Below are 23,100 nucleotides of genomic sequence, written 5' to 3' on the forward strand. Positions count from 1 at the left end.
ATCGCGGACTTTCACAAATCCGCCTTCGCGGACATGGGCTGAGCGGTGGCGCACGCGTCCGGCGGCCCGGGCGCCGAGCCCACGATTACGCTGGCCCCGGTGACCGTGGCCAACTGGCAGACCTGCATCCACCTGCGGGTGAGCCCGGAGCAGGCCACGCATCTGGCCTCCAACCTGTATTCGCTCGCCGAGGCCTACGTCGAACCGGCCTGCGTGCCGCGGGCGATCTACGCGGACGAGACCATGATCGGCTTCGTCATGTACACCTTTCACGAGAGCACCGGCGCCTACAGCATTCCGCGCTTCATGATCGACGTGCACTGGCAGGGGGCGGGTTACGGCCGACGCGCGATGGCCGCGATACTCGATGCCCTCAAGGCCGAGCATCCCGAGGCTCCGATCTTCATCAGCCTCACGCCCGATAATAGGGCCGCACGGCAGCTCTACATCGGGCTCGGCTTCGAGGAGACCGGACGTCGCGAGGCCGGCGAAGACATCCTGTGCCATCGCTAGCGACAGCCGACGCGGCGGCTCGGGCGGTCCCGAGTTCCGACGGCCGGTTCATCCGGTCCCGCCATGGGTATCGCCGGGCTGCGCCTCACGGTCTCCGCGACGCGCGGAGCGGCTCACGGCCCGGCGATCGCGCGGCGCCGGTTGGTAGTGGATCCGGCCCGCGCCGACGCCGCCGGATTCGCCGCGTAATGCCCGCCTCCGTAACGTGACGAGGCCGGCAAGCGCGGGATCGACATGAGAAGGTCGCGCCACCTCGGCGTGACCGGTTGTTATGGAGATGCGATGGCCCGGATGCGCAGAAAAGCCGACCTGCCGGAAAAGACCTGTGCCCACTGCGGGCGTCCCTTTGCCTGGCGGCGCAAGTGGGCTCGTGACTGGCACCGGGTCCGCTACTGCAGCAAGGCCTGTCGCGCCGCGCACAAACGCCGCGGTGAGCCCTGAAACACGCGGATCGAGTCGATCAACGGCGCGCCGGTCGCCTTGCCTTACCGCGGCGAAGCCGATCAGCGTGCCGCCGCGTATCGTGCCAGCCGCGACCGCCGCCCGGCGCTCGCTTCGACGGCGGGCTCGTGAGCCCGAGCCTTACTGGCGCGTGGCCGTGATCCGCGGCGGCGCGGTCAGCGTCTGCAGCACCACGCAGTAGCGCTCGGTCAGCTTGATCAGCGTGTCCAGCTGCTCGTCGCCGGCGTCGGTGTCGAGCGTGAAGCGCAGACGGATGTCCTGAAAGCCGACCGGCGCGTCGCGGTCCACGCCGAGCGTGCCGCGGAAATCGAGCTCGCCCTCGGCATCGACGCGGGCGTCGCGCAGCACAATGCCCATCGAGGTCGCCACGGCGTTGAGGGTGACGCCCGCGCAGGCGACGAGCGCCTCCAGCAGCATGTCGCCCGAACACAGGCTCTGGCCGTCGCCGCCGGTGGCCGGATGCAGGCCCGCCGTGGCCAGCGCTTCGCCGGTCTCGACCTTGCAGCGCACGCCTTCGCCGAGGCTGCCGCCGGCCCGGAGGGTGATCCGTGCGGCCGCCGGGTCCGTCTGGTAGCGCGCCTTGAGCGGTGCCTGCGCGGCCTTGAGGTCCTGTTCGTCCATATCTGCTCCTCCTTTTTTGGATCACGTTGAGCCGCTGCGCCGGCGGCCCGTATGTCGCTCCTGGAACCGCTCATCCTACCGTCGATCGATCGCTGCGCGTCGCCGACCGCGTTGGCGCGCGACGGTACGACGGGTCGCCAGGGGCGGGCCCGCGGTCGCGCAGTGCAACGGTCGCGTAGGCCGGTGTTCCGAGCCGCTCGTCTCGCGCGGTGATTCTCGATGGTGTCGACTTGCGGGCACGATATGCGGCGCGCCATCGAGCGGTGTCGTCACGCCCGTGCGGCGCTCGCGGCGGCCGGCCGGCGCGCCCGTCGGCCTCGCTGCGAAGGCGGCGCATGACAGCGCGACCCGTCCGCGGCGATCGCGTAGGATAGGGCGCCGGCCGCCCCGCGGGACGGTTTCGGTTCGGTTATCAACCGGCGCCAAAACAGCTGAATCATCAGCTGTTTTCAACGCGCTTGAAAATAGAGGCGGCGCATGTCCGCCCTCTATTTTCAAGCACTTCGCGGCCGATGGCCGCGGCGAGCACGCTAGCGCATGCTCGCTTTATCAACCCGGCATGAACGTATCTTCATGCCGGGTTAATGATTAGAGGGATGCCCGTGAGTTCGTCCACCCCCGATCAGACCCGTACGGATTCGTTGGAAGCGCATCTCAAGCGCGAGAATCCGCTGCTTCTGGAACCGCTCGCCGAGTTCCGGCGCCTCGATGCGATCGCCCGCCGCATGGGCCTGCTCGCGCGCCACGAGAGTTTCACGCGGAGCGTGCCCTGGTGGCCGGTGATCTCGCTGCTGGGCACCTTCTCGGCCGGCAAGTCCAGCTTCATCAACAGCTATGTCGGCACCGATCTGCAGCGCACCGGCAACCAGGCGGTCGACGATCGCTTCTCGGTGATCTGCTACGGCGAAGACGCCCAGCCGCGTACGCTGCCCGGCTCGGCCCTGGATGCCGATCTGCGTTTTCCCTTCTATCGGATCAGTGGCGACATCGACGACGTCGCCGCCGGTGAGGGTCAGCGAATCAACAATTACCTGCAGCTGCGCACCTGTCAGTCGGAGCGGCTGCGGGGCAAGATCCTGCTGGACTCGCCGGGTTTCGACGCCGACAACCAGCGCTCGGCGACGCTGCGCATCACCGATCGCATCATCGATCTGTCCGATCTGGTGCTGGTGTTCTTCGATGCGCGCCATCCCGAACCGGGGGCGATGCGCGACACGCTCGAGCATCTGGTCGCGCGAACGATCCATCGCGAAGATGCCAGCAAGTTCGTGTTCGTCCTCAACCAGATCGACGCGACCGCGCGCGAGGACAATCCCGAGGACATCGTGGCCGCCTGGCAGCGCGCGCTGGCGTCGAGCGGGCTGACGGCGGGGCGCTTTCTGCGCATCTACGACGAGGATACGGCGCCGCCGATCGAGAACGAATCCCTGGCCCAGCGTTTCAAGGCCAAGAAGGACGAGGACCTGGCCGAGATTCATCGCCGCATGACCGGAGTGGAGGTGGATCGCGCCTATCGCGTGGTGGAGCTGATGACCAGCGCCGCTGACACGCTGGCCGGGGACGCGGGTGTCGGCCGCCTGCAGACCCTGCGCGCCCGCTGGCGCAACCGCACGCTGGGTATCGACGCCCTGATCGCGCTTCCGTTGATCGCAGCCGGTGTCGCGGCCTTCGTCTGGACGCCGGACACCGCGGGCGACCTGATGGGGCTGCTGTTCAGCGGCAGGCCGGCGGGCTGGTTCCTGCTCGCCGTCGTGGTGGTCGTGCTGGCGGCGATCCATTTCGGGGTGCGCTCGCTGGTCGCGACCCGGATCGCGCGTGCGATCGAGCCGGCCTCGCAGCAGCCGTTCGGCCTCGACATCCGGCGCGCCTTCGTCGCCAACACGCGCTGGTGGCGCAGCCTGTTCGGCGCCTGGCCCAAGGGCTGGACCTTTTTCGCCCGCCGCCGCGTGGCCCGCATCCGCAGCAAGCAGGAAACCATCATCCGGCGCCTCAACGACCGCTTCACCCAGCCTTCGGGCTGATTGCGGGCGCGGCCGGGCCGGCGGCCCGCGCGGCCCCGGCTGATGTCGGCTGCGGCGTCCGGCCGCAACTGTCGACCATGACGTATTGGCGACGAGTGCCGCCCCCTGTGCCTCGTCGTTGCGGGCCCTGTCGCCCCGGCGTTGCCGGCGTTCCGGACCGCCGGCCGCAGAAGACGAGCGCGCGAGGGTCGAACGGCGCGCGGACGGATACCGCGTCGGTTGTCCCTGCCGATCAGCGCCTCGGCCGCTGTGGCGATGCGGTGCTTTGGTCGGTGATCCCTGCGCGCGAGCCGACGCGCGTTCGCATGCCGGGGTTCCCTGTTTCGATCGGCACTGGGGCGTCGGTCCGCGGACGGCCGAGACGGCTCCGTGAGGCCGGCTCGACGGATCGTGTGTGCAAGCGTTCAGGCTGCAAGCCATTGTCGTAACAAAATAATTTCGTCTGAACTGCATCGGCCGGTCGGGCTCGGGTCGTAGGCGCGGAATCCAATTGATAACCGTCGAGGAGAACCCGATGTCCTATCGGCATGTCATCGCATTCACGCTGCTGGGTGGGCTGGTCGCCGGCTGCGCGAGCGAGCCGCCCACGTTCGCCGACCGCGTGATGGCGGAAGGCCAGTCGCGCGTCGAGATCGCGCGCCAGTGGGAAAAGGGCAGCGATGAAGCCAGCCGGGGCGAGGAACGGGTCAAGGCCGGCCGGCGCCTTTTGGATGAGGGACGCGCCGAACTGCGCGAGGGCGAGAAGCTGATCGCATCCGGCAACGTGGCCGTGCGGAACAGCCGCGAGGCCTATCGCGCCCTATCACTGGCCAGCGAGGCGACCGTGACGGCGCGCGACGCCGACCGGCGCAACGAGCGTCTCGAGCGGATCGCCGAGGAGTGGCGCGAAGGCGAGAGTCGGATCAAGCGCGGACGCGAGCGCGTAGAGGCGGCGAACGAACGCATCGAGGAAGGCGAGTCCCGGCTGCGCAGCGGCCAGCAGCTCATCGATCGCGGACGCGACCTGATGAGATCCGCGGAGAATCGCTATCAGCGCAACGAAAGCCAGTCCTAGATCGGCGAGGGGCCGCGGAGGCGGGCCCGTCGGTTCGGCACCGGATCCGGAATCGACGCGCCGCGCGGCCCGAGTCCTTGGCCGGGTCGCCTGGCCGGGCTAGCCAGCCATCGCGCCGCGATACCGTCGCCTGCGCGAATTCGGACCGCGGCGTCGGGCTTTCGGGTGGGCCCGCTCGCTAATCCGGTAGCGGGTGGCCGCCTCGTGCAAAGCGGCCGGTTGCCTCCGGCGCCCGTCAAAACCCGAGGCGAACGCCGCGTCGGTGCCCGATCGACGTGTTCTGCAAGACCGGCGGCGCCTCAGGGCTCATGGCCGGACTTTCATGGGTCTCGGGCCAAGTCCCGTCGTGTGGCAACCCAAGAGCACCGCAGGCCGCCCCCGAGCGATCGCCCGGGGACGGGCTACGTCTCCGGGTTCTCGCAAACACGCCCGGCGCGTGCTCGCATGCAGCGTTAAGCGGCCTCAGGTCGCGTAGTCGCTTCCCATGCGCTCGAGCTTGCGGATCAGCGCGGGCCAGGCCAGCTTGCTGCCCTTGCCCAGGCTCTTGGCCTGATCGGCGGTGGTGTCGAGCGCGTGCTGGCCGGGCAGGTGGGTTTCGCCCATGGCCAGGGTGCGTACCTGGATCTGGCAGGCCTTCATCAGGAAGTACATATAGGTGAAGGCTTCGCCGACATCCTTGCCGACGGTCAGCGTGCCGTGGTTGCGCAGCAGCATGATGTCATGGTCGCCGAGATCGGCCACCAGGCGTTCGCGTTCGTCGAGATCCAGCGCGACCCCCTCGTATTCGTGGAAGGTGATGTGCGGGATGCACAGCATCGCGGTCTGGGACAGCGGCAGCAGGCCGTCGGCGTGGGCGCTGACCGCCACGCCGTCGGCGGCGTGCAGATGCAGCACGGCCCCGGCTTCCTCGCGCGCCATGTGCACGGCGCTGTGGATCGTGAAGCCGGCCGGATTGACGCGGTTGGTCGCCCCGGGATCGACGATCTCCCCGTTCTCGTCGACCTTGATCAGCGACGAGGCCGTGATCTCGTCGAACAGGAAACCGTAGGGGTTGATCAGAAAATGGTGCTCCGGCCCGGGCACGCGCGCAGACAGGTGGGTGAACACCAGATCGTCCCAGCCGTACAGGGCCACCAGCCGATAGGCGGCGGCGAGATCCTTGCGGACCGCCCATTCGGCGTCGCTCATCTGTTCGTTGCGGGCGGTGGCGTTTGTGGCCATGGCGGTCCTCCGGCGGATGGGTTTCGTTGTATGGGCAAGGTAGACGGTCGACGGTGGAGCGTCAATTTGGGGTGGCGTCGGCGCGCAGCGTCAGCCCGGCGCGCCGGCCGGGGTCATGACGAGGCCGAGCGCTATCAGCCACAGCGACAGCGCGACCGTCGTCAGTAGAAAGAACGCGCCGTTCCAGCGCCAGGTGATCGCATAGGTCGAGCGCCCGGTCAGCCCGGACAGAATCAGCATGACCGCGGTGAACGGCGACGACAGCATCGACAGCGCCCAGGCGCTCATCAGGGCCGCGGCGAGCACCACCGGATGAAGGTCGATCGTGGCCGGATCCGGCAGCACGCCGAGGATGAGCGTGGCGGAGACGATCGGATTGAGCCCGATCTGCGCGAACGCGGTCACCACCAGCATCGCCGTGACCGCCGCGGCCGGACCGTGCAGACCGCTGGCCAGCAGCAGGTCGCCGAGGCGCTCGGTATCCACGAGTGGGGCGACCAGTGCGCCGAGAAAGCCGGAGCCGCCGAGCACCGCGATCTCGATCCGGTTGGCCCCGAATATCAGCCGCGCGTGCCGCGACAGCAGCAGCGCGGCACGGCCCACGCCCGTGCCACCGCCGAGGCGCCGGCGCTGCAGCGCCAGCCACGCGAACGCGCTCAGCGGACAGGCGATGAGTACGGCCACTGGCAGGCCGATGCCGCCGATGGCGGCCACGCCGAACACGGTGCAGGTGATCGCGCCCGCCAGCATCACGAAGCGGCCGAACGGCGCCAGCGACGGAGCCTCGGCCTCCGGCACGGCGAGCCCGCTGGGGGCGGGGCGCTGCAGCCAGTCGAACAGCCAGCCCAGACCGAACACCAGGGCGCCGGTCGGCAGCGCCACCGGGGCGATGTCGAACCAGGTCAGCGCGGGCATGTTCGACAGGATCACGGCCATGGTGATCGACAGCGGCGAGGTCAGCGGCACCAGGGCGAAGCCGCGCAGCATGGCCAGCATCATGCGGCGCTCGCGGGTGTCGCGGATCCACTCGTGGCCGCCGGCGGCCCGCAGGCTGTTGCTGCGCTTGATCAGGGCGCCGAACAGGCTCAGCACGCCGATGTTGACGATGATGCCGAACAGACCGGTGCCGAGAGCCAGGATCGGATAGCGCCGCGTCGGCCGCTGGCGCACCAGCGCCTGGCCGGATTCGCGGATCAGGCGCGAACGCATCGCCGCGATGCGCAGCATGCCGAGCGCGGAGACGAAGGTGGCGAAGAAACAGAAGCGATCGAGCGCATGGGCCAGCAGCGGTGCAGGGCGGGTATGCAGCACCGCGATGCCGAACGCCAGCGCCAGCCCCGTGAGCAGCAGACCACGGGCGAGTCGGCTCTGGCGGCGCCACTGCGCCGCGAGATACACGACCAGCGCCAGCCGCGCCGGCCAGCGGGCGGCGTCCAGATCGCCGACGATGACCGCGAGCGTGCAGACCATGCACAGTGGCAGACTGTAGTCCGCGCACCGGCGCAGCAGGGACCCGAGCGGGCGGGCGCGCAATCCGGTATGCGTCGCTTCAGCGGCCACGAGCGTACAAAAAGGCGGCCTCGGCCGACATGCGGTCTCCCTGAGCGGCGTCTGGTTTGCGACGGAAGGCGTGCCCGTGCAGCGCCCCGACGGTGGCGGCCACGCGCTCGTTGCCGACGCCGCGATCGCAACGGCCGCTGGTCTGGACACAGGTTGCATTGTGTACTGTCAACGCCTATTCTCGCGCGGTCAAGTTTCAAAATGGTGTTTCGCTAGGCGGGATTAGGCTGTCGACAGCCGTCGTGCCCTGGATATGCCGTGACAATCCGCCGGTCGTCGATTCGAGACGCCAGCCCGCAACCGGCCGGGACCGGTCCGGGCGGGCACTCGTGCCGCGTTCGAGGGCCGGTCTTCACACAGTGCGGGAGAATTCATGCTGGATGCTTATATCTACGATGGTGTGCGCACGGCCTTCGGTCGTCACGCCGGCGCGCTCGCGCCGGTGCGCCCGGACGACATGCTGGCTGCGGTGATCCGCACGCTGGTCGAGCGCAATCCGTTCTCGCTCGGCGACTACGAGGACGTCGTCGCCGGCTGCACGAACCAGGCGGGTGAGGACGCGCGCAACGTGGCGCGTCATGCCGGTCTGCTCGCCGGGCTGCCGGTGGAGGTCGCCGGGCAGACGGTCAACCGGCTGTGCGGCAGCGGTCTCGCCGCGACCGTGGACGCCGCACGTGCGGTCACGGTCGGCGAGGGCAAGCTGGTCATCGCCGGCGGGGTCGAGTCGATGAGCCGGGCGCCGTTCGTCATGGCCAAGGCCGAGACGGCCTATTCGCGCAACATGTCAGTGTTCGATTCCACCATCGGTGCGCGTTTCCCCAACCCGAAGATTCTGGCCGAATACGGCTCGGACGCGATGCCCGAGACGGCGCAGAACGTCGCTGACGATTTCGGTATTTCGCGCGAGGCCGCCGATGCCTACGCCGCGCAGTCGCAGGCCCGCTACGAGGCCGCACGCGCCGACGGCTTCTTCGACGACGAGATCATGCCGCTGGACGTCCCGCAGGGGCGCAAGCAGCCGCCGCTGACGGTCGACGCCGACGAGCATCCGCGTCCGACCAGCACCGCGGACAAGCTCGCCAAACTGCCGCCGATCGTTGCCAACGGCATCATCACCGCGGGCAACGCTTCGGGTGTGAACGACGGTGCGGGCGCGTTGATCGTCGGCTCCAGGGCCGCGGGCGAGGCGGCCGGCCTGGCACCGCGGGCGCGTATCATCGCCGGCGGCGTCGTCGGTGTGCCGCCGCGGGTGATGGGGCTCGGGCCGATCGGTGCATGCAACAAGGTGCTCGAGCGCGCGGGCCTCAGCCTGTCCGACATGGACGTGATCGAGATCAACGAGGCCTTCGCCGCACAGGTGCTCGGCTGCTGCAAGGAACTCGGCCTGTCGGCCGATGACGAACGCCTGAACCCCAACGGCGGCGCCATCGCGGTGGGCCATCCGCTGGGCGCCTCGGGTTCGCGCCTGGCGCTGACCGGGCTGCGCCAGCTGGAACGCGTCAACGGCCGTTATGCCCTGATCAGCCTGTGCATCGGCATCGGGCAGGGCGTGGCCATGCTCATCGAGAGGAACCCCGAATGAAAGACTTTGCCTGGTCCGATCCGCTGCATCTCGACGCGCAGCTGACCGACGACGAACGCATGATCCGCGACGCGGGTCACGACTATTGCCAGAACAGCCTCATGCCGCGAGTGCTCGAGGCCAACCGCCACGAGGTCTTCCATCGCGAGATCATGACCGAGATGGGCGAGCTGGGCATGCTCGGCGCCACCATCCCCGAGGAATACGGCGGGGCCGGATTGAATCACGTCTGCTATGGCCTGCTCGCCCGTGAAGTGGAGTCGGTAGATTCCGGCTACCGCTCGGCGATGAGCGTGCAGTCGTCGCTGGTGATGTTTCCGATCTACACCTTCGGCAGCGAGGCGGTGCGCCGGAAGTACCTGCCGAAGCTGGCCAGCGGCGAATGGGTCGGCTGCTTCGGCCTGACCGAGCCGGACCACGGCTCCGACCCGGGCTCGATGAGCACCAAGGCGAGAAAGGTCGACGGCGGCTATGTCCTCAACGGCGCCAAGACCTGGATCACCAATTCGCCGATCGCCGACGTGGCCGTGGTCTGGGCCAATCTGGACGGCAAGATCAACGGCTTCGTGGTCGAGCGCGATTTCGGCGGCATGACAACGCCCAAGCTCGAGGGCAAGTTCTCGCTGCGCGCCTCCGAGACCGGCCAGATCATGTTCGATGACTGCTTCGTGCCCGACGAGAACCGGCTCGACGTGGAAGGCCTAAAGGGCCCGTTCTCCTGCCTGAACAAGGCCCGATACGGCATTTCCTGGGGTGCGATGGGCGCGGCTGAGTTCTGCTGGCAGGCCGCCCGCGGCTACACGCTGGAGCGCAAGCAGTTCGGACGGCCGCTGGCCGCGACCCAGCTCATCCAGAAGAAGCTCGCCGACATGCAGACCGACATCACCCTCGGACTGCAGGGCGCCCTGCGCCTGGGGCGGCTCATGGACGAGGGCAACTGGGCCCCGGAGATGGTGTCGCTGATGAAGCGCAACAATTGCGGCAAGGCGCTGGATATCGCGCGTACCGCGCGCGACATGCACGGCGGCAACGGCATCTCCGACGAGTATCACGTCATTCGTCACGTGATGAATCTGGAGGCCGTGAATACCTACGAGGGCACGCACGACGTGCACGCGCTCATCCTGGGCCGCTCGCAGACCGGGATCCAGGCCTTCGGTTGACCGATGCACGCCGGCCGCCTCGGCGGCCGGCGCTTGCCCGGAGGTTTGCTCGGGGATTAATGGGCGGTTCAGTCGAATACAGATCTAATATTCGCGAATTCGATGACGTGCCGGCGTGTGTATCCGGCACGAACGGGAGCGCGACAATGAAAGATCTCAACGCATATCGTATCGCGGCGGCGGCCCTGCTGACGTTGGCCGTCTCCACGCCGGCGCTGGCGCTGGACGACGAAACCCTCGACGCTGCGATCGGCGGCGGCCTCGGCGGTGCGGCCGGATCGGCCATCGGCAATGAGGTCGGCGGCCGCACCGGGGCCATACTCGGCGGCGCGGCCGGAGCGGCCGGCGGTGCCGCGATCACGACCGATGGCGATGATCACGACCGGCATTATCGGGACCACGACCATCACGAACACCGCGGTCGTGGCCACTGTCCGCCCGGCCTGGCCAAGCAGGGCCGTTGCTGAGAGCCCGGTGCGGCCGGTCCGGCTGCGGTGTACCGCAGGCCGCCGGCTTTTACACCAGTGACTCGATCCAGCGTTCGAGCTCGCGGTTGGCGTGCTTGTGCTTGAGCCGTTCCGTGGTGGTTGTGGCCGGACGCATGAGTTCGTTGTCCTCGCCCCGGATGAGAAAGTTGCGCTGCGAGCCGATGGCGCCGTGTTCGGGGCCGTAGCTGCTGATGACCGTGACAGTGACGGAATGCAGTTGGAGCATGGCGATGGGACGCTCGCCGTCGTCGCTCAGCCCGCAGCGGCGGGCGACCTGACGAACCAGCGATCGAAACGTGCCCAAGTTCATGTAGCTCCCGGACACCAGCGGCCCCTGGCGCGTGATGTGGCTGAGCGGGCCCGTGTCGGGCGATTCGTCGGTCTGCTCCAGATCCGTGATCGAACTGCTGTAATTGCCCTGCGCGGTATGCAGCGTCAATACGATGCACTGGATGAAGATCGCCTCCTGGCTCATGTTGCTGACCAGACAGACGGAATCGATCTGGGAGCCCCAGCCCTGATTCACCAGCACCCGCGCCTTGCGTTGGCGGCGAAAGCCCGAAAGCAGCAGGTGCGCGTAGAACAGCCATACCAACAATGTGCCGATGCTGGTGAACACCGACAGCGCACCCGAGTTGTCGTTGATCCATTGCCACATGGCGGCGTCTGCGTCGCGTGAACCGGAGCGGGCGTCGGATTCTGTTACAGCCCGGCCGGACCGGCCATGCGTAATTCCACTCAGAGGCCGTTGTCGTGTCGCTCAGCCGAGTGTGTGCACGAGTGCCATGATGCGGGCGCGCAGGTCCTGAACCTCGGGGCGCGAGAGTTCGGTCTTGCAGATCATCTGTTCGTGGATGTCGTGCGCCTTTTCGCGCAGTTGCGTTCCCTCGTCGGTCAGGTGAATCAGCACGCGGCGCTCGTCGTCGCTGTCGCGGTGCCGTTCGACCAGCCCGGATTTCTCCATGCGCTTGAGCAGCGGGGTCAGCGTGCCGCTGTCGAGATGCAGTTCCTTGCCGAGCTGACCCACGGAGCGGGGTTCGGCTTCCCAGAGCACGAGCATCACCAGGTACTGGACGTAGGTGAGGCCCAGCGGCTCGAGCAGCGGACGATAGGCCCGGATGATGCGGTGTGTAGCCGTGTAGAGCGAAAAGCAGAGCTGCTCTTGCAATAGCGGCAGGTCGGAGTCGCTGTCCGTCAAGGTCGAAGCCTCCATCCTGTTGCCTTTCGCGTGAGGTGACTTAGCAGCGCATTGTGAGAGCTTTTACGCGATGAGGCCAATTAAAGTGCCTGGCGAATTGGTCGTGGTTTAAATTGTTGTGTACGAAAGATGACAGCGTGCGCCAGATCGAGCCTAGGATGCCATCGCTTCGGCGACCAGCTCGTAAGAGCGTAGACGCTTTGACGGATCGTGGATGTTGGACACGATCATGATCTCGTCGGGCTGGGCGTCGGCGCGCAGCGCATCGATCTGTTGGCGCACGCTTTCGGGGCCGCCGATGATGTGGCGATCGCGGTTCTCGAGAATCGCGTTGCGTTCCATGTCGGAATAATCGTAGGCCAGCGCCTCCTCGGGGGAGGGCAACGGCAGGAACTCGCCCTTGCGCAGCCGCAGCCACATGAGGTCGACGGTGGCGGCCAGGTGCTCGGCCTCTTCGTCGGTCGGCGCGCAGATGACCGATACGCCGAGGATGGCGTGCGGCGTCGGAAATGCCGCCGACGGCTGGAACGCATCGCGATAGCGTCGCAGCGCGGGTTCCGCCGGTACCGGGCTGAAGTGGCTCGCGAAGCTGTAGCCCATGCCGGCGGCACCGGCGGAGTGGGCGCTCGCGCCGCTCGAGCCCAGAATCCAGATCGGCGGCAGGGCGACATCGTCCGGCATCACGGTGACGCCGTGATAGGGATGGCCGCGGTTAAGACTGCCGTGGGACAGCGCCCACAGCTCGTTGAGCAGCTCGCTGAACTGCTCCCCCGAGGCCGCACGCAGGGCACGGCTGGCCCGGGCGTCGGAACCCGGCGCGCGGCCGAGGCCCAGATCCACGCGGTCGGGATAGAGCCCGGCCAGGGTGTGGAATATCTCGGCGACGCGCATCGGCACGTGGTTGGGCAGCATGATGCCGCCCGAACCCACGCGGATGCGTTCGGTCAGCGCCGCGATCCGTGCGAGCAGCACCTCGGGTGCGGAACTGGAGATCGCCGGCATGCTGTGATGCTCCGATATCCAGTAGCGCTCGAAGCCGAGACGTTCGGCGGTCCGTGCGAGGTCGATGCTCGAGCGCATTGCGGCCGAGGCGGGTGTCCCGCTGGGCACGGGGACGAGATCGAGTACGGAAAGCGGAAAATCCATGGTGGGCGCGGGCTCCGACGGTGTGTGTGGCGTGTCGGACCGATATGGGGCGCCGGGCCCGTGTTTTACAGCCCGGCGCGATCCTGATCCGATGCCGGGCTAGCGTCGGATAATGATGTAGATCGCGTGAATGATGCCGGGGATGTATCCGAGCAGCGTCAGCAGGATGTTGAGCCAGAAGTGAATGCCGATGCCTACCTGCAGGAAGACCCCGACGGGGGGCAGGAGAATCGACAGCAGGATGCGAATGACGTCCATGACATGCGGTTTGATGAATCGTATGCCGGCATCGTAACGTCTCAATCGAGCCGCGGATAGGCGGGCGCCGCGCCGAGGCGGCGCCCGCGGTCCCCGGGTTGCGTCAGTCAGCGTCCGACCCGCTGTCGTCGCCGGTGTCGAAGTCCTCGAAATCGGACTTGCGGATCAGGGCGTGGATGCCCTTCGTCTTGTCCACCACCTGCGAGACCTCGAAATCGGTCGCCGCGCTCAGATAGGCCAGCGCCAGCGCCTCGTCGATGTCGTAATGCTGATGCAGGAAGCGGATGGACTCGCGCACGGCGTCCTTCATCGCCATGTCGAGGTCCGGATCGAGGCCGACGGTGATCCAGTAGTCGCCGGTCTCGCCGAGCAGCTTGTCGACCGATTCGCCCGGCAGGTCGTCCTTGCCGCTCTCGAGCAGCGTCAGGCGCAGGGTCGCACGCATCGAGCCCTCGAGTGCGGTCAGCGCGACTTCGCCGTCACCCTGGGTGAAGTGGCTGTCGCCGGTGTAGAACAGCGCGCCCGCCGCCTCGACCGGATAGTAGACGGTGCTGCCTTCGCCCAGATCGTTGATGTCGGCGTTGCCGCCGATGCGCTGCGGCGGTACGGAGTTGACCGGGTCGGTGGTGTCCGGCGCCACGCCCATGATGCCCATGAACGGATGCAGCGGGTAGCGGATGGTGCGGCCGTCGCCGGCATCGAGCAGGCCGTACCAGTCGTCTCCATCACGCTCGATCGGTGAAAAGATCGACACGTTGCCGTAGCGCTCGGGATGTTCGCTGCTGGGATCGTCCTTCTGTTCCTTCTTCGGGAACTCGCCGGGCAGCGCGCCCTTGCCGTGGCGGTTCGAGATCACGCCATAGGGTACGCGTGGTTCGAGCTTGACGACCTCGACCTTGAGCACGTCCCCGGGTTCGGCGCCCTCGACGGCCACCGGCCCGGTGACGATGTGCGGGCCGTCGTTGGCGAAGTCGTGCTCGAGATCCGACGCGGTGATCGCGATGGCGTCGTCGAGCACAGCCTCCTCGGCGATCCCCTTGTCAGCGAAATAGGCGACCGGGTCGCGGCCCTGGTCCTCGAGGATGCCCTCGTGCGAGATCGTGTCGAAGGTGACTGTGCTACCGGAGGGCACGGTCAGGACCGGCTCTGCACTCTTATTGGGCAGATAGCCCCAGCGCACCGTATCCACGGTGGACGGGACGTAGTAATCACCGGCGTGCTCGCCGGAGTCGAGCTTGCCGGGTTGATCCTGCAGCGGCTGAAGAATATCGAAGTCGTCGGCGGTATCGGCCGCGACAGCGGTGCCCAGCGCACAGTTCAGCGCAAGTAGGGCGGCGAGGCGTCGTGTCATGAAGTCATCATCGTATTGAATGGCGCTTGCGTTGAAGCAAGAGTCGCGCCAGGACCGTCCGTTGTGCGTTCGCACGGCTCGTGTTCATTCGCCCAGCTGGCGATCGATCCGTTCCGGCGTGGCGTTACTGCTGTGCATGGCAGCGATCCCACACCGCCTCGGACCGGGATATCGGGAAAGCCGCGCCATGACGAGGTTTGCGGGGCCCGGATCAAAGTGCTAGTAATGGAAATGACGATCGTGCGGCCGGCTGAAGGGGCAGCCACGCAACTGCACGTCATCGCTCGCTCACATCGCTTCAAAAGCATCGCCGGGGAAACTCTTGAGCATCACTCCATCACGCAGCCAGCGTGTTTATATTGGCTCCGCACTGATCGTCCTCCTGCTCGTCATCGTCGGTGCGTCCATGCCGGACGCCTTCGGCAAGGCGGCGGACACGGCGCTGACCACCGCCTCGCACTATTTCGGTTGGCTCTATCTGATCTCCGTATTCGGGTTCGTCGTCTTCCTGATCGGCCTGGCGTTCAGTCGCTACGGCAAGATCCGGCTCGGCGCGCCCTACAGCGAACCCGAGTACACCTTCTTCTCGTGGGTGAGCATGCTGCTGGCGGCGGGTTTCGGCGTCGGGCTCGTGTTCTACGGCCTGGCCGAGCCGGTGCTGCACTACCTCAAGCCGCCCTACGACGACATGCCGGGGCCGACGCCGGAATCCGCGCGCTACGCGATTCAGTACAGTTTCTTCCACTGGGGCATCAGCCAGTGGGCGGGGTTCTCGATCGTTGGTCTGATCATCGCCTACTTCCAGTTCCGGAAACGCAGGTCCGGGCTGGTCTCGACGGTGATGGAGCCGGTGACCGACAAACTGCCGGCGCCCGCGCGCCAGCCCACGAGCGACGCCCTGAACATCTTCGCGGTCGTCGCCACGGTGATGGGCGTCGCGACCTCGCTCGGGCTGGGCGTGCTGCAGATCAACGGCGGGCTCAATCAGGTGTTCGGCATCCCCGACACCACGCTTTGGAAGTTCATCATCCTGGGCGTGATGTGCGCCTGCTACACGCTCTCGAGCTATTCCGGTCTGGACAAGGGCATCCAGTGGCTGTCGAACATCAACCTGGCGCTGTGCCTCGGGCTGATGGGGTGGGTGCTGTTCACCGGGCCCACGCTGTTCATCCTCAACACCATCGTGGTGGGCCTCGGTGACTACATCGCGAACTTCGTCACGATGAGTCTGCGCATGAACCCGTTCCGGGAGACGGGCGAGGACTGGATCACCAGCTGGACCGTGTTCTACTGGGCCTGGGTGATCGCCTGGTCGCCGTTCGTGGGCACCTTCGTCGCGCGGATCTCGAAGGGCCGCACGATTCGCGAATACGTCATGGGCGTGCTCATCGTGCCGCCGCTGCTGGCCTGCGGGTTCATCGGCGTGTTCGGTGGTGCGGCGCTTCACATGGAGCTGTTCGGCGATGCCGGCGGCACGCTCACCGGGGCGGTCGACGAGAACATTACCTCCGCGCTGTTCACCTTCTTCGACATGATGCCGTTCAGCATGGTGCTGTCGGTTCTCGCCATGTGCCTGATCTTCGTGTTCCTGGTGACCTCGGCCGACTCGGCGTCCTACATCGTGGCCCAGATGACCGATGAAGGCTCGCTGGAGCCGCCGCTGTACAAGCGTCTGTCCTGGGGGCTGCTGATCTCGGCGATCTGCCTCACCCTGATCATGGCCGGCGGCCTCAAGGGGCTGCAGACGGCCTCGCTGCTGGCGGCGCTGCCGTTTCTGGTCATTCTCTACTTCATGGTCTTCGTGCTGGCCGGCGAGCTTCGCCACGACCGGCGCCGCATGCTGCTCGACCTCTACGAGAAGCATCATGAAATGCCGGTGGGTGCCGATGCCTTCGAGGCCCGGGACATCCTCAACGATGTCTGGGACGAGATCGATGCCGAGGACGCCGACGACGAGGGCGGTCGCGCACAGGAGCGCCAGCGGCGCTAGCCGCGGCGGTACGCACCGGATACACGCGGCCCTGCCGTTGCGGGGCCCGCCGGCCCCTGACGGCTAGGCCTCGTGGAGCGGGGTTGCCGTCGCGGTTTATCCGGCGCATGCGGAAGCGCCGGCGAGGACTCGGATGCACCGCCGGCCGATGGTCGTCCGCCGGCGGTTTGTGATCGAGCCGTTGTGGCGCCGATGCCACCGCCGCTGCGCGGCGCGTCGGCAAGCAAGCCAATGACGCCGGATGCGCTGTGCCCGTGAGAACCACGCCGGAGCGGCGGCGCGCCGGCGACGTGCTTTGGCTGTGCGGCGGGCACACAGGCGGGCTACGAGTGGCTTTCGGAATGGAGCCGAGTATCTCCGGCGCCCGCGGCGACGGGGTGCGAGCGGGGCGGATGCCCGAGCCAAGCGCGTCGGGCATGGGCGCGTCCTCGGACGAGGCGATGTATCGTCGTCGGGCGGTTGCTACCTCCGGCGCGCCGCACGCGTATCGGGCGGGGCCGGCGCGCGCGTTGCGCTAGCCCGAGGTGCGGTGTGGATCAGGCGCTGTCGTCGCTGCTGATCCTGCAGAACAGGTCGCCGAGACTGTGTTTCTTCAGCGCATCCGCCGGGGCGAGCGCGAGGGCGGCGTTCACGCCACTGGCCTTGGTGCAGTCGGCGTGGGTCTTCGCGCCGGCGTTGGCGGCGAACAGTGTCGGCGGCATGCCGGGCACAGCGTCCAGTCGAGTCGCGAGCGGTCGGATGCGCCGGTCGAAGGCCGCCAGCCGCGTCTTGGAGAGCGGTTTGCCTTCCGGCAGTGGCATGGTCAGCGGATCGTGCGGGACATCGTCCTTGCGGATCTCGAAGTGAAGATGAGGGCCCGTGGCCTCGCCGGTCGCGCCGACATAGCCGATGATGTCGCCTTCGTCGACGTGTTCACCGTCGTGCAGCTTGCTTGCAAAGCGTGCCATGTGGCCGTAGCGCGTCGAAAAACCGTCGAAGTGGTCGATCTGCACCACGCGGCCGTAGCCGCGCTTGCGGCCGACGAAGGTAACCGTGCCTTCGCCGGCGGCGTGGATCGGGGTCCCGCGGTCGGCGGCCATGTCGACGCCATTGTGTGGACGCCGCACGTGCAGAATGGGGTGCAGCCGATTGGGATCGAACGGCGAGCTGATGCGCTCATAGGCGACGGGATGTCGCGAGAGCGAGGGTTGGAACGGCTGTCCGTCAGCATCGTAATAGGCCGCGTCGCCCTCGGCGTCGATCGCGCGAAAGGCCTGGATCTCCTCGCCGTCGGTGACGATGCTCGCAGCGATCACGTCCCCGGCCGCCACCCGCTCGTTGTCGGCGTATTCGGCTTCGTAGATGACGCTGAAGCGGTCGCCCTCGTGCATGTGCCGCGACAGATCCGCCCGGTAGCGGTAGATGTGGTCCAGCTGAGTGGCCACCGCGGCCGGCACATCGGCCTGCGCGAGCGACTGGGCGAGCGACCCCTCGACGCGACCGGTCGCCGTCATCCGGCGTGTCTCGCTGTGAAGCTGCAGGATCTCGGCCTGAAGGTCGTCCCCGGACCGGGTCACGGCGAGGGTGTCCACTTGGTCGAGGTCATAGCGCAGGGCCGACAGGCGACCGTCGGGGGTTTTTCGGATCTGGATTCGATCGCCGGGCTGCAGATGCTCCAGTGGGGCGGTGCGTTCGCCGATGTCCAGTACGGCGATCCATTCCTTGGGGGACAGGCCGGCGCGATCGAACAGCGCCGCCAGTGAGTCGCCGCGCTCGACGTTCATCTGCTTCCAGGGCGTGATCTGCGGCGAGATGGCCTCGCGTACCGTCTGCGGGTCGATCGGCGGAATGCCGTCGGAAGCGGGATTGCTGTAGGCGGCCTGCATGGTGCCGGCTGTTGGATCGGCTGCGAGCGCCGAGCCGGCCGATCCCATGCATAAAACAATCCCGATCGCGCCGGCTGCACCGGCACGCATACCCCTGCTGCAACGCATCCAATAGCCTCGATTTCTAGCGTTATCGCATCGAGCACTGGCCCGACGGCGTGCTTGGACCCGGGCTGGCCGCGAAAGTTTCATGCGGCCCCGATTCAGAGACGCGCGCCGAATGCCCTCCGGCGAATGCGGTCGTGGCGGTGCCGCGATGGCCCGGGTCATAAGCGCTCGATTATGCCTGAAAGTTCGAGCCACAAGATCAAAAGATAAGTTTTCACTGTCCGACTCGCCTTGAAAGCGCGATGTAGATATGACGTGCCGGCCGGTCGATATCGTATTCGGCCGGCCTTTTTGCTGCTCTAGGCCGAACTTGCGTCTGCCGTCGGCTCGGTGCAGGGGACAGGATCGACCACTAGAAGCAGCGCCCGATCGAAGGTCGTGCCGTTCGGCCGGCCCGGATCGGGGGGCGCCCGGACGTGGGATGACGATCCCCGGGCGATCGGCGGCGAGGCCATGTACGCATGGGCCCGCCTGCGCTACGGTACGGCCTTGGGGCAAAGCCCCGGACGGTGGGCTCGTGGCGGTCGTTTGTGCGTTCGAAGCTTTCTCGAGAGTGCGTCGACGAACATGCCCGCGCACCGCGCCGGGGCTCGATTGACTAAGGGTTGTGCATGACAAGAACCGAAACGATTCGCGGCTTCATCCTGGCACTCGTGCTGACGGGCGGGGCGACCGCGCTGGCTCAGGAGGCGCCCACGGACGACGAGGCGCAGCAGATCCGCGAACGCACGGCGCCGCTGGCGGAGCAGGGCAATGCCAGTGCCCAGTACAACATGGGTGTGCTCTACGACGAGGGCTACGGGGTCGAGCGGAACTACGAGACCGCACTGGAGTGGTATCGCCGTGCGGCGGAGCAGGAATACGCCAAGGCCGAGCACAACCTCGGCATCATGTATCAGGAGGGCCACGGTACCGAGGCCGATCCCGAGCGTGCCGCGGAATGGTTCCGGCGTGCCGCCGAGCACGGCGAGCCCGCGGCCCAGAACAATCTGGCGGTGATGTATGTCCGCGGCCAGGGCGTGCCGCGGAACCTGGGTGAGGCGGCGAAATGGGCGGCCCGCGCGGCCGAGGCCGGCAACGAATCGGCGCGCGCCAATCTGCCGCACATTGCTGATGCCCTGCCGGATTCGCGCATCGAGGGCGATAACGTCAACATCCGCAGCGAGCCCAGTCGCCAGGCGCGGGTGCTGCGCCAGGCCGATGCCAGCGATGAGGTCGTGCTGCTGGCGCGGGACGGCGATTGGACGCAGGTGCTGTTCCGGAGCGATTACGCCGTCGGCTGGGTTGCCAACTTTCTGCTCGCGGAGGCCACAGCCCCGGGGGGCGGCGCCGCGCAATCGACGTCCGAAGTGACCTCGGACGCGTCGCGGGCGCCGCGGGATGATGGGGCCGCATCGGACCCCGCGCCGGACCGCGATACAACTGCCGCGGCCGAAGACGCTGGGCCGGGGGCCGACGAACGCGACGGCTCACGAATGCACATCGGCCAAGATATCGTCAATGTCCGCCAGGGCCCGAGCACTGGCGCCGGTATCGTCTTCAAGGCCGAGCGCGACGAGAACGTCACCGTGCTGGCCGAGGAGGCCGGCTGGCGCCGCGTGCGCTTCGAGGACGGCCGTACGGGCTGGGTCGCCGGTTTCCTCCTTGCCGACTAGACCCGCCGGCCCGGCCGCCACCGGGGCGGCGGCCGGGCGGCCCCTGCAGTCTCAGTCGTCGCGTGGCGGTGTCGGCCGAACGAGAATCTCGTTGACGTCGACACTCGCCGGTCGCGACAGCGCGAACGCCACGGCTTCGGCGACATCGGTGTCGGCCAGCGCGTGCTCGGGCCGTTCGTCGAAGAAGGGCGTGTCGACCATGCCCGGCTCGATGAGCGTGACGCGCACGCCCGAGCCGCGGAATTCCTCGCGGACCCCGTAGCCGATCGCCGAGACCGCCCATTTCGTGGCGCTGTACATCGACCCGGGAATCGTGGCCCGGCCGGCGGCCGAGCCGGTGATCAGCAGATGTCCGCGGCTGGCCTTCAGCGCCTCGGCAGTGACCTGGATGGTCAGGCCGACGCCGTAAACGTTGGTCAGGATCATATCCTTCCACACGTCGCTGTCGGCGCCGCTGAAGCCGCCCGGGCGGCCGCCCATGCCGGCGTTGGCGAATACCGCGTCGATGCGCCCGAAACGATCGAGCGCCGCGTCGACCATGGCCTGTTGCGACGCCTTGTCGGTGACGTCGCAGGCCACCGCCAGGGCGGCGTCAGCGCCCAATTCGTCGACCAGTGCCTGCAGTCGATCGGTCGAGCGGGCGGCCAACACCAGTCGATAGCCGTCGGCCGCGGCCTGACGTGCGGTCGCCGCACCGATGCCGCTGGAGGCGCCGGTGATCAGCAGTACGGGCTGGGTCATATCGTCCCTCCGTTCACGTCACGCCGGCGCGGCCGGCGGCGATCATCCGTGCTCTTCGTCGCCTTCACCGTCGCCGTCGTGCACGTGGCCATGCTCGACCTCGGTGGCCGTGGCCTCGCGGATCTCGGCGACGTTGACCGTGAAGTCGAGCGTCTGACCGGCGAGCACGTGGTTGCCGTCAACGGTGACTTCGTCGCCGTCGACCGACTTGACCGTGACGATCATCGGGCCGGCGTTGGATTCGGCGCGAAAGCTCATGCCGGGCGCCAGTTCGTCCACGCCCTGGAAGGCATCGCGGCTGACCTGCTGGACGAGATCGTCGCGATAATGGCCATAGGCGTTGTCGGGATCGATGACCGCCTTGACTTCTTCACCCTCGGAGGCGCCCTCGATGGCCTCTTCGAGACCCGGCACGATGTTGCCGTGGCCGTGCAGATAAGACAGCGGCTGGCCCTCCGCCGACTGATCGATGACTTCGCCCTCGGTGTCGCGCAGTACATAATGAATGCTGACGACGTTGTCCTGCTTGGCTTCCATGCTGTTCTCTCGTTCGCTTTGTCGTGCGTGAATCACCGGACGTTGCGACGATCACTCAAAAAACAATCCCGTGATCGCAAATTTCTGTCCTCGGGCAGCGTTCGGCCGGGTGCTGATGCGGCCGTTCTATATGACGCCCGACTCGGCCGCAAAGGCACGCCAGCAGCGGTATCCGTATACGTCGATACGCCCATGCCCGGCTGTCGCGGGACGCCGAGGCAGGCGGATCCGTTTCTGGGTCTCGGCGTGTCTTGGCAAGACGCGAGGTCCTGCCGGCAAGAGGTTCGAGCGTCGATCCGACCGAAGCAGCGCCCGAATCCCCCGAGCCCCGGGGGATCGAGACGCCTGGACCGTGCTCAGCTGTCCAGCGCAGCGTCGAGCACGATCTCCGCGCCCGTGTAGAGCCGCGACACCGGACAAGCCTTCTTGGCTTCTTCGGCCGTTTTCTTGAACTCGGCCTCGTCCATGCCCGGCACCCGCCCGCGGGTGATCAGCTCGATCTTCTCGATAGTGGGGGTGCCGTCGATCGAGAAATGGACCTTGGCCTCGGTCTGGATGGAATCCGGCGTGTGACCGGCTTCGGCGAGCATGGCCGAGAACTGCATGGAGAAGCAGCCGGCATGAGCCGCGCCCACCAGTTCCTCGGGGTTGGTGCCGTTGCCCTCCTCGAAGCGGGTCTTGAACGAGAACTGGCCCTCGTAGGCGCCGCTCTGGAGCTTCATGTCGCCCTTGCCGGACTTCAGATCGCCCTGCCACTGGGCATTCGCCTTGCGTACGGGCATGACTACCCTCCTTGCGTCGAATGGATGAATCAGCATTGTGATCGTCGCACATTCGCTACACGAATTGTGTGCAACCGAAACGCACGGGTCGCTGGCCGGGGCCGTGGCATCGTGAGAGCTGTCGCCGCCTACGGGCGCGATATGGATGCCACCAGCCGATATGCGCGTCCGTGCGTCGAAAGGTCGCGTGTGCGGTGTGGGCCGATGCCGCATCCCGGCTTGAGGATCGTCCGGCTCAGCGACCCGTGATCCTGACGCCGGGATTTGAGGGCCGTGTGTATCCGGAACGCTCCTGCGGCGCCTCGATTGCGCCGATTACGCCGGCCTCACACGGCGCCATTGATGCCGTCGGCCTCGCGTGCTGCGGGTGTCACGGGCAAGAAAGAGGCCCGTCGCGTTGCACGCGACGGGCCTCTTGTCTCTCCGGCGTGCGCCGAAGATGAGGTGGGCGAACGAGTCTTAGCTGTTCTCGTCCGTCTCCTCTGCCATCTCGTCGCCGGCCTCTTCCATGGAGTCCTGCATGTTCTCGCCGGCATTCTCCATGCTTTCCTCGGTCTCTTCGGCCGCATTTTCCATGCTGTCGCCGGCGTTGTCCGCAGCTTCGTCGATGTTCTCGCCGGCTTCCTCGGCGGGTCCGTCGCTATCGCAGGCCGCCAGGGTCAGGGTGCCCAGGCCCAGCATCATGGCTAACAGCAGCGTGGTCAGTTTCTTGTGCATAGCGGTTCTCCTTTTGAATCGATGGTGAATCGGCCCGTGAGTGCATACGCCGTGCAGCGCTCCCCCC

The 23,100-nt window shown here is 67.2% G+C and carries 21 protein-coding genes and 1 pseudogene; 9 read left to right on the plus strand and 13 right to left on the minus strand.

What is annotated here, in order from left to right; all coding sequences use genetic code 11:
- Window positions 1-45 precede the first annotated feature (45 nt).
- Both SAOR_RS06555 and SAOR_RS17295 read left to right on the plus strand, forming a co-directional pair.
- On the plus strand, window positions 46-513 hold the full coding sequence (locus tag SAOR_RS06555; RefSeq protein WP_123630724.1) for a GNAT family N-acetyltransferase: 468 nt from the start codon (window positions 46-48) through the stop codon (window positions 511-513).
- A gap of 282 nt (window positions 514-795) precedes the next feature.
- Window positions 796-954, plus strand: coding sequence for a DUF2256 domain-containing protein (locus SAOR_RS17295; protein ID WP_185015574.1), 159 nt, complete (start codon window positions 796-798; stop codon window positions 952-954).
- 141 nt (window positions 955-1,095) lie between these two features.
- Here the strand turns inward: SAOR_RS17295 and SAOR_RS06565 are convergent, their stop codons facing one another.
- The gene (locus SAOR_RS06565; protein ID WP_123630726.1) at window positions 1,096-1,596 is read right to left on the minus strand and encodes an OsmC family protein; all 501 of its coding nucleotides are present in this window, start codon (window positions 1,594-1,596) and stop codon (window positions 1,096-1,098) included.
- Between the two features lie 596 nt (window positions 1,597-2,192).
- Between SAOR_RS06565 and SAOR_RS06570 the strand changes: the two genes are divergently transcribed.
- Window positions 2,193-3,617, plus strand: a complete 1,425-nt coding sequence (locus SAOR_RS06570) for a dynamin family protein (RefSeq protein WP_123630727.1) — start codon at window positions 2,193-2,195, stop codon at window positions 3,615-3,617.
- Between the two features lie 514 nt (window positions 3,618-4,131).
- Entirely contained in the window at window positions 4,132-4,671 is a 540-nt protein-coding gene (locus SAOR_RS06575) for a hypothetical protein (RefSeq protein ID WP_123630728.1), read from the plus strand.
- A 462-nt stretch (window positions 4,672-5,133) separates the two neighbouring features.
- On the opposite strand, the gene SAOR_RS06580 is transcribed toward SAOR_RS06575, so the two are convergent.
- Complete coding sequence (locus SAOR_RS06580) at window positions 5,134-5,892, minus strand: class II aldolase/adducin family protein (RefSeq protein ID WP_123630729.1); 759 nt, start codon at window positions 5,890-5,892, stop codon at window positions 5,134-5,136.
- A 90-nt stretch (window positions 5,893-5,982) separates the two neighbouring features.
- Entirely contained in the window at window positions 5,983-7,425 is a 1,443-nt protein-coding gene (locus SAOR_RS06585) for a hypothetical protein (protein WP_221179906.1), read from the minus strand.
- A 400-nt stretch (window positions 7,426-7,825) separates the two neighbouring features.
- Here SAOR_RS06585 and SAOR_RS06590 point away from each other — a divergent pair, with 400 nt between their 5' ends.
- From SAOR_RS06590 to SAOR_RS06600, 3 genes are read left to right on the plus strand one after another with little or no spacing between them, the layout of a single operon-like run.
- On the plus strand, window positions 7,826-9,034 hold the full coding sequence (locus SAOR_RS06590) for a 3-oxoadipyl-CoA thiolase (RefSeq protein ID WP_123630730.1): 1,209 nt from the start codon (window positions 7,826-7,828) through the stop codon (window positions 9,032-9,034).
- Window positions 9,031-10,197, plus strand: coding sequence for an acyl-CoA dehydrogenase (locus SAOR_RS06595; protein ID WP_123630731.1), 1,167 nt, complete (start codon window positions 9,031-9,033; stop codon window positions 10,195-10,197). The genes SAOR_RS06590 and SAOR_RS06595 overlap by 4 nt, the downstream gene beginning before the upstream one ends.
- Complete coding sequence (locus SAOR_RS06600; protein ID WP_245965414.1) at window positions 10,194-10,664, plus strand: hypothetical protein; 471 nt, start codon at window positions 10,194-10,196, stop codon at window positions 10,662-10,664. Before SAOR_RS06595 ends, SAOR_RS06600 begins: the two co-directional genes overlap by 4 nt.
- A gap of 49 nt (window positions 10,665-10,713) precedes the next feature.
- Here the strand turns inward: SAOR_RS06600 and SAOR_RS06605 are convergent, their stop codons facing one another.
- The 5 genes from SAOR_RS06605 to SAOR_RS06625 all read right to left on the minus strand — a co-directional run bounded on the left by SAOR_RS06605 (window position 10,714) and on the right by SAOR_RS06625 (window position 14,638).
- On the minus strand, window positions 10,714-11,343 hold the full coding sequence (locus tag SAOR_RS06605) for a hypothetical protein (protein WP_123630733.1): 630 nt from the start codon (window positions 11,341-11,343) through the stop codon (window positions 10,714-10,716).
- A gap of 102 nt (window positions 11,344-11,445) precedes the next feature.
- Window positions 11,446-11,898: a MarR family winged helix-turn-helix transcriptional regulator gene (locus SAOR_RS06610; protein WP_123630734.1), complete on the minus strand. Its 453-nt coding sequence runs from the start codon at window positions 11,896-11,898 to the stop codon at window positions 11,446-11,448.
- Between the two features lie 138 nt (window positions 11,899-12,036).
- Window positions 12,037-13,029, minus strand: a complete 993-nt coding sequence (locus SAOR_RS06615) for an LLM class flavin-dependent oxidoreductase (protein ID WP_123630735.1) — start codon at window positions 13,027-13,029, stop codon at window positions 12,037-12,039.
- A 99-nt stretch (window positions 13,030-13,128) separates the two neighbouring features.
- Window positions 13,129-13,287 (minus strand): YqaE/Pmp3 family membrane protein, encoded by a 159-nt coding sequence (locus SAOR_RS06620; protein ID WP_123630736.1) that lies wholly within the window; start codon window positions 13,285-13,287, stop codon window positions 13,129-13,131.
- Between the two features lie 103 nt (window positions 13,288-13,390).
- Window positions 13,391-14,638 (minus strand): acetamidase/formamidase family protein, encoded by a 1,248-nt coding sequence (locus tag SAOR_RS06625; RefSeq protein ID WP_123630737.1) that lies wholly within the window; start codon window positions 14,636-14,638, stop codon window positions 13,391-13,393.
- Window positions 14,639-14,966: 328 nt separating this feature from the next.
- Here SAOR_RS06625 and SAOR_RS06630 point away from each other — a divergent pair, with 328 nt between their 5' ends.
- Window positions 14,967-16,628 carry a BCCT family transporter gene (locus SAOR_RS06630; RefSeq protein WP_123630784.1) on the plus strand — a complete coding sequence of 554 codons (1,662 nt, stop codon included), beginning with the start codon at window positions 14,967-14,969 and terminating at the stop codon, window positions 16,626-16,628.
- 536 nt (window positions 16,629-17,164) lie between these two features.
- On the opposite strand, the gene SAOR_RS06635 is transcribed toward SAOR_RS06630, so the two are convergent.
- Window positions 17,165-18,541, minus strand: a complete 1,377-nt coding sequence (locus tag SAOR_RS06635) for a M23 family metallopeptidase (protein WP_185015575.1) — start codon at window positions 18,539-18,541, stop codon at window positions 17,165-17,167.
- Between the two features lie 671 nt (window positions 18,542-19,212).
- Here SAOR_RS06635 and SAOR_RS06640 point away from each other — a divergent pair.
- Window positions 19,213-20,256 carry an SH3 domain-containing protein gene (locus tag SAOR_RS06640; RefSeq protein ID WP_123630739.1) on the plus strand — a complete coding sequence of 348 codons (1,044 nt, stop codon included), beginning with the start codon at window positions 19,213-19,215 and terminating at the stop codon, window positions 20,254-20,256.
- A gap of 51 nt (window positions 20,257-20,307) precedes the next feature.
- Here SAOR_RS06640 and SAOR_RS06645 read toward each other — a convergent pair whose 3' ends face one another.
- The 4 genes and pseudogenes from SAOR_RS06645 to SAOR_RS06660 all read right to left on the minus strand — a co-directional run.
- Window positions 20,308-20,997 (minus strand): SDR family oxidoreductase, encoded by a 690-nt coding sequence (locus tag SAOR_RS06645; protein ID WP_123630740.1) that lies wholly within the window; start codon window positions 20,995-20,997, stop codon window positions 20,308-20,310.
- A 42-nt stretch (window positions 20,998-21,039) separates the two neighbouring features.
- Window positions 21,040-21,534: an FKBP-type peptidyl-prolyl cis-trans isomerase gene (locus SAOR_RS06650; protein WP_123630741.1), complete on the minus strand. Its 495-nt coding sequence runs from the start codon at window positions 21,532-21,534 to the stop codon at window positions 21,040-21,042.
- Window positions 21,535-21,890: 356 nt separating this feature from the next.
- Window positions 21,891-22,316 (minus strand): OsmC family protein, encoded by a 426-nt coding sequence (locus SAOR_RS06655; protein ID WP_123630742.1) that lies wholly within the window; start codon window positions 22,314-22,316, stop codon window positions 21,891-21,893.
- Between the two features lie 534 nt (window positions 22,317-22,850).
- Window positions 22,851-23,033: pseudogene (locus tag SAOR_RS06660) on the minus strand (hypothetical protein); the annotation flags it as partial.
- Window positions 23,034-23,100 lie beyond the last annotated feature (67 nt).

It is taken from the genome of Salinisphaera orenii subsp. orenii MK-B5, assembly GCF_003788635.1.
GTDB classification, from domain to species: domain Bacteria; phylum Pseudomonadota; class Gammaproteobacteria; order Nevskiales; family Salinisphaeraceae; genus Salinisphaera; species Salinisphaera orenii.